The 15,940-nt window shown below is 43.4% G+C and carries 16 protein-coding genes; 10 read left to right on the forward strand and 6 right to left on the reverse strand.

All coding sequences use genetic code 11. The features are described from left to right. Nucleotides 1-50 precede the first annotated feature (50 nt). The 5 genes from atpG (at nucleotide 51) to ACERC6_RS06790 (ending at nucleotide 5,428) form a co-directional block, all read left to right on the forward strand. Nucleotides 51-923, forward strand: coding sequence for a F0F1 ATP synthase subunit gamma (gene atpG / locus ACERC6_RS06770; protein WP_373628281.1), 873 nt, complete (start codon nucleotides 51-53; stop codon nucleotides 921-923). Between the two features lie 27 nt (nucleotides 924-950). Continuing rightward, a complete protein-coding gene (atpD, locus tag ACERC6_RS06775) occupies nucleotides 951-2,375 on the forward strand; it encodes a F0F1 ATP synthase subunit beta (RefSeq protein ID WP_284673323.1) in 1,425 nt (474 codons plus the stop codon). Nucleotides 2,376-2,468: 93 nt separating this feature from the next. Beyond that, on the forward strand, nucleotides 2,469-2,885 hold the full coding sequence (locus tag ACERC6_RS06780) for a F0F1 ATP synthase subunit epsilon (protein ID WP_284673322.1): 417 nt from the start codon (nucleotides 2,469-2,471) through the stop codon (nucleotides 2,883-2,885). A gap of 54 nt (nucleotides 2,886-2,939) precedes the next feature. Next, the gene (locus ACERC6_RS06785; RefSeq protein ID WP_373628282.1) at nucleotides 2,940-3,668 is read left to right on the forward strand and encodes a response regulator; all 729 of its coding nucleotides are present in this window, start codon (nucleotides 2,940-2,942) and stop codon (nucleotides 3,666-3,668) included. A 62-nt stretch (nucleotides 3,669-3,730) separates the two neighbouring features. Next, on the forward strand, nucleotides 3,731-5,428 hold the full coding sequence (locus ACERC6_RS06790) for an ATP-binding protein (RefSeq protein WP_373628283.1): 1,698 nt from the start codon (nucleotides 3,731-3,733) through the stop codon (nucleotides 5,426-5,428). A 45-nt stretch (nucleotides 5,429-5,473) separates the two neighbouring features. Here ACERC6_RS06790 and ACERC6_RS06795 read toward each other — a convergent pair whose 3' ends face one another. Continuing rightward, nucleotides 5,474-6,892 (reverse strand): ATP-binding protein, encoded by a 1,419-nt coding sequence (locus ACERC6_RS06795; RefSeq protein ID WP_373628284.1) that lies wholly within the window; start codon nucleotides 6,890-6,892, stop codon nucleotides 5,474-5,476. Nucleotides 6,893-7,230: 338 nt separating this feature from the next. Here ACERC6_RS06795 and rpsP point away from each other — a divergent pair, with 338 nt between their 5' ends. The 4 genes from rpsP (at nucleotide 7,231) to rplS (ending at nucleotide 9,580) form a co-directional block, all read left to right on the forward strand. After that, complete coding sequence (gene rpsP, locus ACERC6_RS06800) at nucleotides 7,231-7,476, forward strand: 30S ribosomal protein S16 (protein ID WP_284673318.1); 246 nt, start codon at nucleotides 7,231-7,233, stop codon at nucleotides 7,474-7,476. Nucleotides 7,477-7,676: 200 nt separating this feature from the next. Then, nucleotides 7,677-8,210 carry a ribosome maturation factor RimM gene (gene rimM, locus ACERC6_RS06805; protein WP_284674623.1) on the forward strand — a complete coding sequence of 178 codons (534 nt, stop codon included), beginning with the start codon at nucleotides 7,677-7,679 and terminating at the stop codon, nucleotides 8,208-8,210. 11 nt (nucleotides 8,211-8,221) lie between these two features. Next, nucleotides 8,222-8,983: a tRNA (guanosine(37)-N1)-methyltransferase TrmD gene (trmD, locus tag ACERC6_RS06810; protein ID WP_373628285.1), complete on the forward strand. Its 762-nt coding sequence runs from the start codon at nucleotides 8,222-8,224 to the stop codon at nucleotides 8,981-8,983. A 228-nt stretch (nucleotides 8,984-9,211) separates the two neighbouring features. Further along, nucleotides 9,212-9,580 carry a 50S ribosomal protein L19 gene (gene rplS / locus ACERC6_RS06815; protein WP_284673316.1) on the forward strand — a complete coding sequence of 123 codons (369 nt, stop codon included), beginning with the start codon at nucleotides 9,212-9,214 and terminating at the stop codon, nucleotides 9,578-9,580. Between the two features lie 54 nt (nucleotides 9,581-9,634). Here rplS and ACERC6_RS06820 read toward each other — a convergent pair whose 3' ends face one another. Beyond that, nucleotides 9,635-10,183 (reverse strand): DUF4442 domain-containing protein, encoded by a 549-nt coding sequence (locus tag ACERC6_RS06820; protein WP_284673315.1) that lies wholly within the window; start codon nucleotides 10,181-10,183, stop codon nucleotides 9,635-9,637. 249 nt (nucleotides 10,184-10,432) lie between these two features. Between ACERC6_RS06820 and uvrC the strand changes: the two genes are divergently transcribed. Then, nucleotides 10,433-12,253: an excinuclease ABC subunit UvrC gene (uvrC, locus tag ACERC6_RS06825; RefSeq protein ID WP_373628342.1), complete on the forward strand. Its 1,821-nt coding sequence runs from the start codon at nucleotides 10,433-10,435 to the stop codon at nucleotides 12,251-12,253. 91 nt (nucleotides 12,254-12,344) lie between these two features. On the opposite strand, the gene ubiM is transcribed toward uvrC, so the two are convergent. The 4 genes from ubiM to ACERC6_RS06845 form a co-directional block, all read right to left on the reverse strand. Continuing rightward, entirely contained in the window at nucleotides 12,345-13,535 is a 1,191-nt protein-coding gene (gene ubiM / locus ACERC6_RS06830; protein WP_373628286.1) for a 5-demethoxyubiquinol-8 5-hydroxylase UbiM, read from the reverse strand. A 113-nt stretch (nucleotides 13,536-13,648) separates the two neighbouring features. Then, nucleotides 13,649-14,092 carry a hypothetical protein gene (locus ACERC6_RS06835; protein ID WP_284673313.1) on the reverse strand — a complete coding sequence of 148 codons (444 nt, stop codon included), beginning with the start codon at nucleotides 14,090-14,092 and terminating at the stop codon, nucleotides 13,649-13,651. Nucleotides 14,093-14,202: 110 nt separating this feature from the next. Continuing rightward, the gene (locus ACERC6_RS06840) at nucleotides 14,203-15,249 is read right to left on the reverse strand and encodes an FAD:protein FMN transferase (RefSeq protein WP_373628288.1); all 1,047 of its coding nucleotides are present in this window, start codon (nucleotides 15,247-15,249) and stop codon (nucleotides 14,203-14,205) included. Between the two features lie 148 nt (nucleotides 15,250-15,397). Then, nucleotides 15,398-15,940 carry a dihydrofolate reductase gene (locus ACERC6_RS06845; protein ID WP_284673311.1) on the reverse strand — a complete coding sequence of 181 codons (543 nt, stop codon included), beginning with the start codon at nucleotides 15,938-15,940 and terminating at the stop codon, nucleotides 15,398-15,400.

The raw sequence follows: 15,940 nt of genomic DNA on the forward strand, positions 1-15,940 counted from the left end.
GATTAGCACACCAAACCTTATTTAAAAATAAGTCCAGTATTGGAACAATTATGGCAAGCTTAAAAGAAATACGTGCAAAAGTAACCAGCATTAAGAGCACTCAAAAGATTACGCGTGCAATGCAAATGGTGGCTGCCAGTAAAATGCGCCGAGCTCAAGAGCGTATGGAAATGGGTCGTCCTTATGCCGAAAGCATGTCCCGAGTGATTACGCATTTGGTGCAAGCACAGTCGGATTATAAGCATCCGTACATGGTAAGCCGTCCAGTCAATCGTGTGGGCTTTATTGTCGTTACTTCAGACCGTGGTTTGGCAGGTGGTTTGAATATTAACTTGTTCAAAAGCCTTCTAAAATCAGTAAAACAATATCAAGACCAATCGGTTGAAATTGAATTTGCAGTCATTGGTTCAAAAGGCGTGAGCTTTTTTAAGAACTTTGGTGGCAAAGTAAGTTCAGTATTGACAGGCTATGGCGACAGCCCAAGCTACGAGCAGCTCAGCACCCCTGTGCAGGTAATGCTTGATGACTACAGTGAAGGTCGTTTAGATCGCATTTATTTGGTTTATAATAAATTTATTAATGCCATGACGCAAAAGCCTTCGGTAGCACAACTTGTGCCACTGCCAGAGGATACTTTTGCCGATGATGTGAGTGTATCGCATAGCTGGGATTATATTTATGAACCAGACACCAAGACTTTGATTGATAGTCTGATGGTGCGTTATATTGAGTCAATCGTTTATCAAGCAGTACTTGAGAATATCGCTTCAGAGCAATCAGCGCGTATGGTAGCGATGAAAGCTGCAACAGATAACGCTGGCAATTTGATTAAAGATTTACAGTTGGTTTATAACAAGCTGCGTCAAGCGGCGATTACCCGAGAAATTTCGGAAATCGTTGGCGGTGCTGCCGCTGTTTCTTAGCCGAACAATGAATTATAGGAGAACGCAATGAGCGGTCGTATTGTGCAGATTATTGGTGCGGTAATTGACGTTGAGTTTAGCCGTGGTCAAGTACCCCAAATTTTTGATGCACTAAGTGTTGATGGCACTGAAACAACTTTAGAAGTGCAACAGCAACTTGGTGATGGGGTTGTGCGTACCATTGCAATGGGCTCAACAGAAGGTCTAAAGCGTGGTTTATCGGTTTCTAATACTGGTGCCCCAATCTCTGTGCCAGTTGGTCAAGCGACTTTAGGTCGTATTATGGATGTGCTTGGCCGTCCAATTGATGAAGCTGGTCCTGTTAATGCTGCAGAAAAATGGTCAATCCATCGTGATGCACCAAGCTATGATGAGCAATCAAATTCAACCGAGCTACTCGAAACTGGTATCAAAGTTATTGACTTACTATGCCCATTTGCAAAAGGTGGTAAAGTTGGTCTATTTGGTGGTGCTGGTGTTGGTAAGACCGTTAATATGATGGAGCTTATCAATAACATCGCTTTAAAACACTCAGGTTTATCGGTATTTGCTGGTGTGGGTGAGCGTACTCGTGAGGGTAATGACTTTTATCACGAGATGCAAGAAGCAGGCGTTGTTAATACTGATGACTTTACCAAGTCAAAAGTAGCGATGGTTTATGGTCAGATGAACGAGCCACCAGGAAATCGTTTGCGTGTTGCTTTGACTGGTCTAACCATGGCGGAATACTTCCGTGATGAAAAAGATGAAGCTACTGGCAAAGGTCGTGATGTATTGTTATTCGTTGACAATATTTACCGTTACACCTTGGCTGGTACAGAGGTATCAGCATTGCTAGGTCGTATGCCATCTGCGGTAGGTTATCAGCCAACTTTGGCTGAAGAAATGGGTATTTTGCAAGAGCGAATCACCTCAACGCAATCAGGTTCTATTACTTCTGTTCAAGCAGTATATGTGCCTGCAGATGACTTGACCGACCCATCTCCGGCAACGACCTTTGCTCACTTGGATGCAACTGTTGTATTAAGCCGTGATATCGCATCACAAGGTATTTATCCTGCGGTTGACCCACTAGACTCAACCTCTCGCCAGCTAGATCCACAAATCATTGGTGAAGAGCATTATCATGTTGCTCGTGGTGTACAAGAAGTGTTGCAACGCTATAAAGAACTAAAAGACATCATCGCCATCTTGGGTATGGATGAGTTGTCTGAAGAAGACAAGATGATTGTTTATCGTGCTCGTAAGATCCAACGCTTCTTATCTCAACCATTCCATGTGGCAGAAGTCTTTACAGGTGCACCTGGTAAGTATGTTTCACTTCGTGATACCATCGCTGGTTTTAAATCGATCATCGAAGGCGAATACGACCATCTACCAGAGCAAGCTTTCTATATGGTTGGTAGTATTGACGAAGCGGTTGCTAGAGCTGAGAAGCTACAAGCAGCATAAGTTTAATATTTCCCCAATCACTTGCTGATAGGGCGGAAATGACAATCACTCAATGAGTGGTTGTCATCATTAAACTTAACATAGGAGAGTATAATGGCAACCTTTAAATGCCGAGTGGTAAGTGCTCGTGAAGAGTTGTATGCTGGCGAGATCAGTGTGTTGGTGGCGGCAGGTCATGATGGCGAGATTGGTATTCTTGCAGGTCATACACCGTTAATCACACTGCTAAAACCAGGTACATTACGCATCAAAACCACCGATGGTACTGAAGAAATCATCTATGTTTCAGGTGGGGTTTTGGAAGTTCAACCACATGTGGTAACTGTTTTAGCGGATTCTGCTGAGCGTGCACATGATTTGGATGAAGTAAAAATCGCTGAAGCTCGTCGCAATGCCGAACAGCTACTGGCAAACCAAAATAGTACCGTTCAGACAAATGCTGCATTGGCGGCGTTAGCTGAGTCTGTGGCACAATTACAAACCATCCAAAAATACAAAAACCGTGCTTAATGATTTTCGGTGCGTATTTTTCAAGCAATCTTATGATTTCGCTTAAGGATAACCATGACAACAAATACAGCAACCCCAGAAAAAGAAGATATTCCCAGAATTCTCATTGTTGAAGACGATGAAAGACTGGCAATGCTAATCCAGGATTACCTAAGACGCAATGGACTGGATGTAGCGATTGAAACCGATGGAGCTCGAGCGATTCGCCGTATTATTAGTGAGCAACCAGACTTGGTGGTGCTTGATGTGATGTTGCCAGGTTCTGATGGTCTGGCAGTGTGCCGTGAGGTTCGTCCGCATTACCAAAATCCAATCTTGATGCTAACTGCTCGTACTGAAGACATGGATCAGGTGCTTGGTCTTGAGATGGGTGCTGATGACTATGTTGCTAAGCCAGCCCAGCCAAGAGTATTGCTTGCTCGCATTCGAGCGTTGTTGCGTCGTTCTGAGACTACCCCTTCGGCGGACTCGCCACAGCGTTTAGAATTTGGTGATCTGGTGATTGATAATGGCGGTCGTTCGGTAACTTTGAACGATGAATTGGTAGATTTTACCAGTGCTGAGTACGATTTGTTATGGTTGCTTGCTTCAAATTCTGGTCGCATTCTATCTCGTGAAGATATTTTTGAGCGTTTGCGTGGCATCGAGTATGATGGTCAAGACCGTTCTATTGATGTTCGCATCTCTCGCATTCGTCCGAAGATTGGCGATGACCCAGAGAATCCAAAGCGTATTAAAACAGTTCGTAGCAAGGGTTATTTGTTTGTCAAAGAAGGCAACTGATGTGGATAGGATGATAAAAGCTGGCTAATGCTGGCTTTTATTTTATTGGATTATTTTAAGATATGGCACTGATTTCCTTAACCGAACGAAGCATATTTTTTCGTATCTATGCGGGTTTGCTACTCATCTGCTTGGCGGTGGCGTTTTGTGCTTATTTATTGGTTGATGCCATCAACCAAGAGCGTTTGCAATCTTATCGAGAAGAGATAGCTACAGGCTCATTTTATCTTATCAGTCAGGGGCTCGTTCATCAGCAAGAAGAGAATCGCCGTGAGTATTGGTTGTTGGATGCCAGTCGCTTATTTGGTGAGACTTTTAGTATCGTGCCAATGAATTCGGTTGAATTTACGGGGCGTGAGATACGCCGCCTAAATGAAGAAAAGACAGTGGTGCGACATAATCCTATTACTAAGGATATGACTATTTATCATCGCATTGCTGGAGAAAATAATCTACTGACGGTGAATTTATCGCAAGTGGGTGAGCGTCAAGTACGAGCATTGATGATATTTTTACTTGATGATTTGGCATACTATCCAACCATGCAAGCCAAAGAAAGTCGCTTGCAGTTTTTAAGCCAAAAATCCGCCTATCCCATAGAGATTAGACCGATAGACTCACTTCGGTTGGATAGTAGTCAGGTGGCTCGTCTACATCGTGATGAACCAGTCATTTTATATAAAGATGGCGACAGCATACAAAACTCATTGGTAACCTTTGTGGTGGCTTCGGAGGTTGATACATCTGTCATTGTGATTGGTCCTGTGGCCTTGTTTAATTGGTTTCCGATGAATCTGATTGCTGGCATTGTGCTGATTTGTTTGCTGTTTATTAGTCTTGGTGTGTATGGGCTAATTTTTCCGCTTGAGCGTCGTTTGCACCTATTGCAAGCAGGTGTCAATCGTGTGATGCAAGGCGATTTAAACACCAAAGTTCAAGTGATTGGGTGTGATGATGTCTCAAGATTGTCATCAACTTTCAATGCCATGACACAGCATATTAAGCGACTCATTGAGTCCCAAAGGGAGTTGACTCGTGCGGTATCGCATGAGCTGCGTACGCCCGTAGCTCGTATCCGTTTTGCGGTGGATATGTTGGCAGATGAAGACAATAATGAGTCAAGACAGCTACAAAAACAACAGATTGATGAAGATATTGAGTCGCTCAATGAGCTGATTGATGAAATCTTAACTTATGCAAAATTGGAAGAAGGTTCGCCAAAACTAGAGTGGGAAATGGTCAATTTGTACGATTTGGTTAAGCAGATTGAACGAGAGACCAATGCCCTAGGTGGAAACATCAAGGTGCTAACTAATGTGTCATCACCTAAAGCACAAGCGATGGCGGACAGACGCTACTTGCATCGTGTTGTACAGAATTTGGCGGGTAATGCCATGCGTTATGCCAACAGTACGATTTTAATCAGTGCGAGCGTGGCTAAAGGTCGTGTGGTGGTCAGTGTTGAAGATGATGGACAGGGCATTAAAGAAGAAGACCGTGAAAAAGTATTTGTACCGTTTGCAAGGCTTGATGATAGTCGTACTCGCTCATCGGGCGGTTATGGGCTTGGCTTATCCATTGTGGCACGCATCGCTTTTTGGTTCAATGCAGAGCTTAAGGTTGATGAGAGTCCAACACTAAAAGGTGCTCGCTTTATGATGGATTGGCCTGCCAAACAGGCAGGGGTGGCGATTGTTGCTGATGAGCTAACTCAAGCAAAAAGCGATAAAGTGCTGATTGGTAAACAAGGCGATAAATAAAATCATACTTCTTGATTGATACAAAATACCCAACACACCTTAAAGTTAGCTTTGGGGTGTGTTCTTTTCTGTCTCGTCATGGCTGATAATTTGGGTGATAAGCGGTATTTTGACGCAAACATACAGTCCGCCATCAGGGTGGTTGATTGCCTCAACACTGCCTTGATGTAGTCTTGCGATGCGATTAACAATGGCAAGACCAAGTCCACTACCTTGAGTGGTGCGAGCTGTTTCGCCACGCTCAAAAGGTTGCATGATGCGTTCTAGTTGGTCATCTGCTACGCCATCACCTTCATCTTTGACATGAATGATGAGTGTGGGATATTTGGTGTAGGGATTTTGCAATTCAAAATCAGCATCGCCTTGAGAGTTAGGTGGTATGATGGAAGCACCGATGTGAATGGGCTGTCTTCCATAACGAATGGCGTTATTAACCAAATTGATGATTAGGCGTTTGATGGATAAAGGGCGAACAGACACATCTTGACCGATGCTACTGTCGTAGTTAAATCTGACATCTGAAAATTGCACCATAATTTCTTTAAAAATGACGTCAAGATTGGTTGGGCAGACAGGTTCATCAGAGCCGTCTTTCATGAATGAGATGAACTGTTCTAAGATGGCGTCCATATCCTCAATGTCGTACACTAAGCCTTCACGGAAGAACTCATCAGGTAGCATCTCGGCGGTCAGACGCATGCGAGTTAAAGGGGTGCGTAAGTCATGACTGATACCAGCGAGCATGATGGTGCGTTCTTTTTGAGATTGGCTTAATGTAGTGAATAACTGGTTAAACGCTGTGTTAACACGGCGTATCTCTCTTGGACCTGTGTCGGTGGCAAGTGTGGTGGCATGTCCTTCTTGAATGTAGCTGATGGCGGCTTTTTCTAGGCGTTTTAGGGGGCGGTTCAAGCTGCGTACTAGCACCCAAATGGTGAGTAAAGTCAAAAATGGCAAACCAAATACAAAACCTACTAATACACCGGTGCTATACTCAGAATAATACGCAACAGGCTCACGAAGCCAAGTGTCGGGGTATTTGCTGTCTTGCACCCATAGTCTGGGTGTGGGCTTAAATTTAAAATACACCTCTACATCACGCCCCAATTCAGCACGCACTTCGTCTGCTAGAACATCGGTCATCTTACTGACAAAGAATTTTTCTGTAACATCGGGAAAGTTATCAGGATTGCTGATGATTTGAATGTGGCTGTTTTGTTCTAGCCAAGCCAGTGTTTCTGGGCTATCTGCCCATTTGCTACGGGCATTATCCATGAGTCTGATTTCACTTGCTAAATAACTGGCATGGCTTTTTAGCTCGGGCAGATACAGTGTTCGCCAGAACAGCCAAATGGATAAAGTAACGCTGACAAACACAATAAAAAACACCACCAAAACCGTTCGCCAAGTGTTCGAGTGCAGGCGATGACGCAATTTGGCAAGCGATGTGGCATGATGACCCATGAGACACAACCCATAAAACTAAATTGGCATATTGTAGCATACTTATATCATTGGTAATGATTTTATCATAAGAGCAATAAAGCATCAGCAAAGCTATTACAACCAAGATGTTCTTTAAAATAAAACCAAGTTGCCACCGCTTAATGGCAATCTAATAAAAAAGTGAGAAAAATGGCATATTGTGTAGATTTTACTTTGAAAGAATCAAAAAATTTTGCTATAATTTAAATCTTTTAATGATTCTGTTCATCATCGGCTCATCCTCAACACGATGACAGAATGATTAGCCTAATTCTTGCAACAAATTTTTTACTTATTTTTTCAAAAGAGAGTTTCTCATGGTAGTTATCCGTTTAGCCCGTGGTGGTGCAAAAAAACGTCCTTTTTATCAAGTAGTTGTTGCTGACAAGCGTGCTGCTCGTGATGGTCGTCATATTGAAAAAATCGGCTTCTTTAACCCACTGGCTCGTGGTCAAGAAGAAGTTTTCCGTATTGATCTAGATGCTTACAATGCTTGGATTGCCAAAGGTGCACAACCTTCTGATCGTGTTGCACAGCTAGTAAAAGCTAAGCAAGCTGCTTAATACGACTGGCATTGCCAACATTGGATTGAAAAAATCGGTTTGCGTTGTTTACTGTATGAAAACGCAAGCCGATTTTTTTGATATCATGTCGATGATTGAATTGCCATCGATACTGATGATTTTTAGATAACTCTTGGGATAAAACCAGTTTAATGACCATGAATAACAGGATTAACAATCTAAATTTACGCCGTGATGGTATGATTGCCACACCTGCTGTTGATGAACTCATCAAAATCGCCACCCTAAAAAAACCGTATGGCATCAAAGGTTGGCTATGGGTGTTTAGCGAGACCGCCAACCATGCTGATGTATTTGGTATGTCGCCTTGGTGGATGAAAACGGCAACAGGATTTAAACCTTTGACGGTTAAGGAGTGGCGTGTACAAGGTTCAGGGTTGGTAGCGAGCTTTGTTGAGATTGCTGACCGCAATGTCGCTGAAATGATGAATGGCACAACCATTTGGGTGCATAAAGACAATCTACCAGCCCTTGATGAAAATGAATACTATTGGTCGGATTTGGTGGGATTGACTGTCATCAATGAATCAGGCGAGAATTTAGGTGTCATCAAAGAGATGTTTGAGACGGGTGCTCATGAAATCATCTCTGTTACAGCAACCAAAGACAGTGTTGATGGTGAAGACAGACTGATTCCGTGGCACAAGGAAGTGGTATTGTCTGTCAATTTAGATACAAAAACCATGCTTGTGGCATGGGGTGTTGATTACTGATTGGGGTTGCCATGTTCTTTGCGGTGATTAGTATCATGCCACAGATGTTTGATGCAGTGCGTGATTTTGGCATCACAGGGCGTGCCGTTTCCCGTGAGCAGGTGGAAATCTGCGTCATTAACCCTCGTGACTTCGCCACGGATAATTATAAGCGAATCGATGAACGCCCCTTTGGTGGTGGACCTGGTATGGTCATGATGGCAGAACCACTACAAAAGGCGATTTGCCACGCCAAGTCTTTGGCTGAGCAGTATTTTCATCAAAAAGGGATTGCAAACCCCAGTTGTCCTGTGGTGTATCTGTCGCCACAAGGCAGGCAGTTAAACGAATCTAGGGTGCTTGAATTTGTCAGTCATCATGGCATGATTTTGCTATGCGGTCGTTATGAAGGTGTTGATGAACGACTGCTTGAGCTGTATGTTGATGCTGAAATTTCTATTGGAGACTATGTGCTGACAGGGGGTGAATTGCCTGCCATGATAGTCATGGATAGTGTGATACGCCGACTGCCATCAGTGATGAGCGATGATAAATCAGCACTTGAAGATAGCTTTGTGGATGGACTGCTTGATTGTCCGCATTATACCAAACCTGTACAATTTCATGGTCAAAAAGCCCCAGAAGTGTTGTTATCAGGACATCATGCCAATATTACTAAGTGGCGTTTTTTGGAGCAGGCGAAACGCACTCAAGCACGCCGACCAGATTTGTGGCAGGCGTTTACCCCAACCAAAGAGCAGGCCAAATGGTTAAAAACACTTGACGATGAATAACAATACCAAAAATGATGGTCATTCTTGTCTTGGCGTTATTTGATTGATTGTGTTTGTTTGTCTAAAATTACCTTGAAAAACAGTATAAAAATAGGTAAAATAGCATCGTTTTGCCCATGTGGTTTGGGTAAGCAGTTCATTTTATGACTGCATGATAATGATACGATATGCGACCTTTTAGCCACTTTAAAAAGGTTTTTAGCCTATGTCGTTTGATTGGAGATTGCCATGAGCAACAAACATCCTTTAGTTCAACAAATTGAAAATTCACAGCTAAAAGACCACCCAGCATTCGCACCAGGCGACACCGTTGTGGTACAAGTAAAAGTGCGTGAAGGCGACCGTGAGCGTCTGCAAGCCTTTGAAGGCGTGGTTATCGCTAAGCGTAATCGTGGCTTGAACTCATCTTTCACCGTGCGTAAAATCTCAAGTGGTATTGGTGTAGAGCGTGCATTCCAGCTACATTCACCACTTATTGACAGCATCAGCGTGAAGCGTCGTGGTGATGTACGCCGTGCGAAACTTTACTACTTGCGTGATCGTTCTGGTAAGTCTGCTCGTATTAAAGAAAAGTTGGGTGCAAGAAAAGACGCATAATTTTATCCGTCTTTTACTCAAGCAAAAACCCCGTCCTATTGGCGGGGTTTTTTGTTATTCATCAGTCTTTGATGGCTTGTGTTGCTGTCGGTTTTTTAGGCGAATGTAGAGTGTCTTATTGACTTTGGCGATGATTTTGCCTGAGCTGTCAGTAATATCCACTTGATATTCACGAAAGACAGGCTCGCCAGTTTTGGCAAGGGTGATGATGTCATTGATTTCTTGGGGGCTGATTTTCATGCGAGCAATGACTTTGCCTAGACCGGGCTTGATAAAATCAATGGTGGATTTTTTGTTCCAAACAACATAATCCTTGCCCAGTCTTGCCATTAGCATGAGCATAAAAAATGGGTCGGTCATCATAAAAAGACTGCCGCCAAATTGTGTGCCAACTAGGTTACGATTTAGCTTGGTTAAAGGCATGCTGACCACGCATAAGCCGGCGTCCAAGTCCAGCACATCAACATGAATTCCTGCTCCTATCAGTGGTGCATAAGTGGTGATGCGTGCCTTTAGGAGATGGGGAGCAAGCTGAGTTTGGGCGATTTTTTGACCTTTTTTAAAGAGTGTATGCAGTCGTTTTTTGGTGGCTTGAATTGGCATAATGATGGGTTGATTGATGATGATTGGTTTGGTATTTTGCCATAGTTTTGGTGCAAGTTAAAGTTTTTGTCTTGCAAAAGCCAAAATTGTCTTTATATTAGTTGATCTATCAAGTTTAAAAGATGGGTGATGGGTTGTGGTGGTTTATTGGGTTGATATGTGGTGGTTTAGTCAGTCCAAATCAATTTAATGAAGTAATTAAGGCTAAGTAAGACAGTCATGAGTGAAAAGATAGAGTTGGACGGTGCGATGACGGATAGATTATCTCATCTGTCGGCGATTTTAAAAACTTTGCCAAATTTGCCTGGGGTGTATAAGATGCTAGGCAAACACGGTGAGATTTTGTATGTGGGTAAAGCAAAATCACTAAAGAGCCGAGTTAGTAGTTATTTTTCTAAGAATATTGAGCATCCAAAGACTCGTGCATTGGTGCAAAGAATTCATGACATACAGATCATCATTGTGCGTGGTGAGACCGAAGCTCTGCTACTTGAGCAAAATCTCATCAAGGCACACAAGCCACCTTATAACATCATTTTAAGAGATGATAAGTCCTATCTATATGTGTTCATGTCTAAGGATAAGTTTCCTCGTCTGGGCTTTGGGCGTGGCAGGGGCAATCATGCAGAAGGTAGATTTTTTGGACCGTATCCATCTGCTACAGGTGCAAAAGAAGCGTTGCTACTAATGCAAAAGTTATTCATGATAAGAAACTGCACCAATAGCTATTTTAATGCCAGAAAACGCCCCTGCCTTGAATATCAAATTAAGAGATGTAAAGCACCTTGCGTAGGCATGGTTAGTTATGATGAATACATGGAAGATGTGCAAAATGCTTTGCTGTTTTTGAGTGGAGAAAATGCACAGGTACAGCAGATGCTCGTTCATAAGATGGAGCAGGCAGCTGAAGCGTTAAACTTTGAGCGGGCGGCATTTTATAGAGACCGTATTACGATGGTTAGTGAAATGCAAGCACGCCAAGCGGTATTTCGTCTATCAGGTGAGGCGGATGTTTTTGCTGTTAGTCATCAAGCGGGGGTTACTTGTGTGCATGTGCTGACGGTTCGTGGTGGCAAGGTGTTGGGCGGTAAGAATTATTTTCCTGATGAGATTGTGGTTGGTGAGTCGGATAATGCTGAGCGACTTGGGCAATTCATCTTATCGTTTTATTTTCAAGTGAGTGATGACCTACCAGATGAGATTGTGGTTAGTACACCTTTAGCGGATGAAGATGCTATTGGTGGGTTATTGCTAGAACAGTTTGGTAAAAAAACACGCATTAAGCACCGTGTACAAAAACACAGAAAAGAGTGGCTAAGCCTTGCCATCATCAATGCAGATAATGCCTTAAAGGCAAAAATGACTGATTATTATGAGCTAAAAGTACGCTTTGAGGCTCTAAGATCTGTCTTGACCAAAGTATCCCCTAAAGCGATTGATCGTATTGAATGCTTTGATATCAGTCATACGATGGGTGAGGCAGTAGTAGGGTCGTGTGTGGTATTTGACTCAGGCGGTGTGCGTAAGCGAGATTATCGTCAATATGCCATTCATGACATCACGGCAGGTGATGATTATGCTGCCATGCGTCAAGTGCTAACACGGCGATACTCTAAGCATGAGTTGCCTGATTTGTTACTCATTGATGGTGGCAAGGGTCAGCTGAACATCGCCAAAGAGGTCTTAACAGAGTTGGGTAAACTAAATGATACCTTGCTTGTGAGTGTTGCTAAAGGCGAGGGGAGAAAGGCGGGGCTTGAGGTGCTTCATTTTATTGAGCACAACCCTATTGATTTACCTTCGGACAGCAAGGCATTGCACCTTATTATGCACATTCGTGATGAGGCACATCGCTTTGCCATTACCAATCACCGCAAAAAAAGAGATAAGGCTCGTGGTGCATCAGTGCTTGAGGTAATTCCAGGTCTTGGTGAAAAAAGACGGCGAGATTTACTGAATCATTTTGGCGGTATTCAGCAGCTCATTTCAGCATCTGAACTTGAAATTGCCAATGTTAAGGGTATCGGCAAAGTCTTGGCAGGTACGATTTATAGGGCATTGCACGCCTAGTAAATGCGTGTAAATCCTTTTGATGCAGACAAAAATACCGCAAAGATGGTCTGTCTTTGCGGTATGCTAAAGTGATTGGTCTGCTAAATGGTTATTTACCTGTGAGTTGTCCTGTGATCCAGCGTTTGATGGGGGGTAGGTTATTGCTAAATCTTAGAGCGACATCACGCACCACACGCATGGCTGGTTTGTCATTGGTAAACATGGATACCATCGCATTCGTGCCGTGATATAAAGGGCGAGTGTGTCGCTGATGGCGAAGGTTGTAGCGTGCCAAAAGCGACTGACTGCCAATATCTAGATTATCACGATGAGCTTGTATGATGAGTTTGCCTAAGGTGTCTACGCTAAGCAGTCCTAGGTTGTACCCATGTGCGGTTACAGGGTGCATACCAACAGCGGCATCGCCGATGAGTGCTGCTCGCTTAGCGATAAAGGTGTTGGCATGTACGCCCATCAAAGGATAGTGATGAATGCTACCTGCAATGCTACAAACACCCAGTTTATCATTCATCATACGCTGAGCTTCTTTGGCAAGCTCGTTGGGCGTCATGGCGAGTAACTCGGTTGCTTGGGTATTGTCTAGCGTGATGACACAGTTGGTCAGATGATTGTTTAGTGGTAGTAGGGCAAGTGTTCTACCATAAAAAAAACACTCTTGGGCGGTGGCTTCATTAGATAAGGGGTGGCTGACTCGAAAGACGATGACCGTTCGCCCAAAGTCATTCATCTGTGCCCCAATCCCTAGCGTGCGTCTGACATAAGATAAGCGACTGTCCGCTCCGATGAGTAGCTTGGCGTGTAACACGCTGCCATCGTCCAAGCCAACTTGTACACTCGTATCGTTGGTGTCAATGTGCTTGATGGTGGTATCGGTAAGTAGAGTAATATTAGGTAGGGTCTTTACTTCATCATAGAGTGCTTGGCGGATATTATGGTTGGAGATGAGATTGCCCAATCTGTCTGTTGAGCTCAATAAAGTCAAATCTTTGGGTACGGAAAAATGCAGGGCATAATTAGAAGTGCCGTTATAAACTTTGGCATTTTTTAGGGGGTAAATCTCACTGGCATCAAAGCGTTGCCAAGCACCTAAGTCTTGCAAAATTTCTTTTGAGCGATGGGTTAGGGCGATTTCTCTTCCGTCATAGGCAGGGCTTTCGATGCTAGGTAGATTTGCTTTGTCAATGACGGTAATCTGTAAATCCGTGCCTTTAAAGTATCTGGCGAAGGCAAGACCTACAGGGCCTGCACCGATAACAATGATGTCGCTCTGACGGTTCATAATATTCTCTGATGATTCTTGGTTAATGTGGCAAACTTATTTCGCTCTTAATACAAGCTCATTGGATACCCTAAATGAGCTTGGGGTGATAACATGAGCCATACAACCTATCTTTATTTGGGCTGATTGTCGTTTTTTTGGTATTCTGCCAACTCGTTTTTGACGGTCGTGCTTATCCAAGATTTTAAATCTTCAGACAGCTGTGCTAAATGCTCACCCAAGAAACTGTCAAGCTGTGTGGAGAGTTTTGTGCTGATGCGAGCTTCAATTTCAGCCAAGCTCTCTTTGGTGTATTCGCCATTTTGAGAAGCAAGTGGTGTGGTATCAATACTATGCACAATCTTGGCAGGCTGGGCTGTTTCGCCTTGGTGGGCATCTATTAGGTCTAAGATGGTGCTGTTAAAATCAGTATGGGTAAATTGATAGTCTTTGGCGTGAGTATTGCTACCAAGCATCTTGATGATATCATCAAGCTCTTGGTGAAAGGCTTGTTTGACAGGGGCAGGCGTGGCAAGCCAGCGTTTGGAAAATTGCAAGGTTGGAGAAAAGGTTGCCATGGGCTATCCTATGGTTATGTTTTTATGACCATTGTAATGCAAAAGCCAGCTCAAATCAATAAAGGGTAATGGGTTTGGCTGACTTGATATTTGATGTACGCACTTAATTATCATTGACCAATTTTGATGGCAGTGGCGGTCAGTGCATCTGATTTGACCATCTCGTATCCTTTGCCGTCTGTCTTTTCGATGATAAATAGTGCTTTGATTTGGTTTTGACTGGCGATTTTTAGGGCGTCATGATAAGACAAGGCAGTTAATGCAGTTGCCCAGCCGTCTGCCAAGGCGACGCTGTCGTGAATGACAGTAACGCTCGGTGCACCATCAGCAACAGGCTGAGCGGTGGCTGGATTGATGGTGTGGCTATAACGAACGCCATCAAATTCAACCGAATTCCGATAACCGCCAGATGTAGCGATATGCAAGCCTGTAGGTAAACTTAGTGTGGCAAATATCTCTCGATTTTGTACTGAGCTATCCAAGATGGGGGCGTCAATAGCAATCGTCCACGCCTTACCTTTGGCGTTCACCCCTTTGGTGGCAACTTCGCCACCGATTTCTACCATGTAGTCATCGATGTGATATTGATTGGCTAATACATCAGCGATGACATCAACGCCATATCCCTTGGCAATCGCAGAAAAATCCAGTCCAACGCCATCATGGGTTTTGTGCAGTTCGTTGCCTATCAAAATAACTTTTTGTAGTCCAACTTTGCTATTTGCAAGAGCGATTTCATCAGCAGTGGGTGGTGATTGCAATCGATCAATACTCATTTGACTGCCAAAACCCCACAGTTCAACCAAAGGATATACCGTTGGATCAAAACTACCGCCACTTGCTAAAAAAATCTGTTGGCTGTCATTTAGAACCTGCATAAAATCCTTATCAATCATCATGGGGGTATTACTTGGTAGACGGTTAAACTTAGAAATTGTACTGTCCTTGATATAGGTGGACATACTTTGATTGACTTCAACTAAGCGGGCATCTATCGCTTGTTGAATGGTTATGGTGTCTTTAGCATTGCCTTTAAAGGTGATGTGATAGGTTGTGCCCATCGTTTGCCCTTCAATGCTCTGATAGTCGCTTGCAGGAGTACAGGCAGTTAGGAGCATGGCAGATATGGCAATACTAGGGATAAGAAAATTATTCATGAATGGTCTCAACTTGTACTTTTAGTTGTTCGCTGTTTGTGGTTTGGCACTATTTAAGCTCATCTAAGTTGTGTTGAAGTGTCTTTTGTATGACCTAGCTTTGGCTGTTTGTCATGTTGCTCATTCTAAAACTAGCAAGTGTCTATCATCACACACGAGCAATTCTTTGATAAGATTCAAAGACGAAAGCTGTATTATCAGTACTGCTTGTGCCGTGCTCACGATGGGTTAATTCAAAGCCAGACGGTATCGCAGGATAAAAAGCGTCGCCTCCAATATCCAAATCCACCCGAGTGATTTCTAAAACATCGGCAATATCAATGCTTTGACGGTAAATCTCACCACCACCAATGATGAATAATTTGCCATCTTGACAGTCATTACTTGCAAGTTCTAAGGCACACTCTAAACTATGGGCGACTTTAACACCCTGAGCTGTCCACGCCTTATCTTTAGTGACGACCCAATTGGTACGGTTGGGTAGGGGCTTTCTGATGCTTTCATATGTCTTTCGTCCCATGATGACCACGCCTCCTGTGGTCAGAGACTTAAAATGTTTTAAGTCCTCTGGAATATGCCATGCAAGTTGATTGTCCTTGCCAATACATTGCTTTTGATCAAAAGCGACAACCTGAATCAAAGAGAGATTTTTATTTTTTAGGAGCTGTTTGGTTGTTGTTAGATTGTTCAT

It is taken from the genome of Moraxella sp. E33BD, from assembly GCF_041807865.1.
GTDB classification, from domain to species: Bacteria; Pseudomonadota; Gammaproteobacteria; order Pseudomonadales; family Moraxellaceae; genus Moraxella; species Moraxella haemolytica.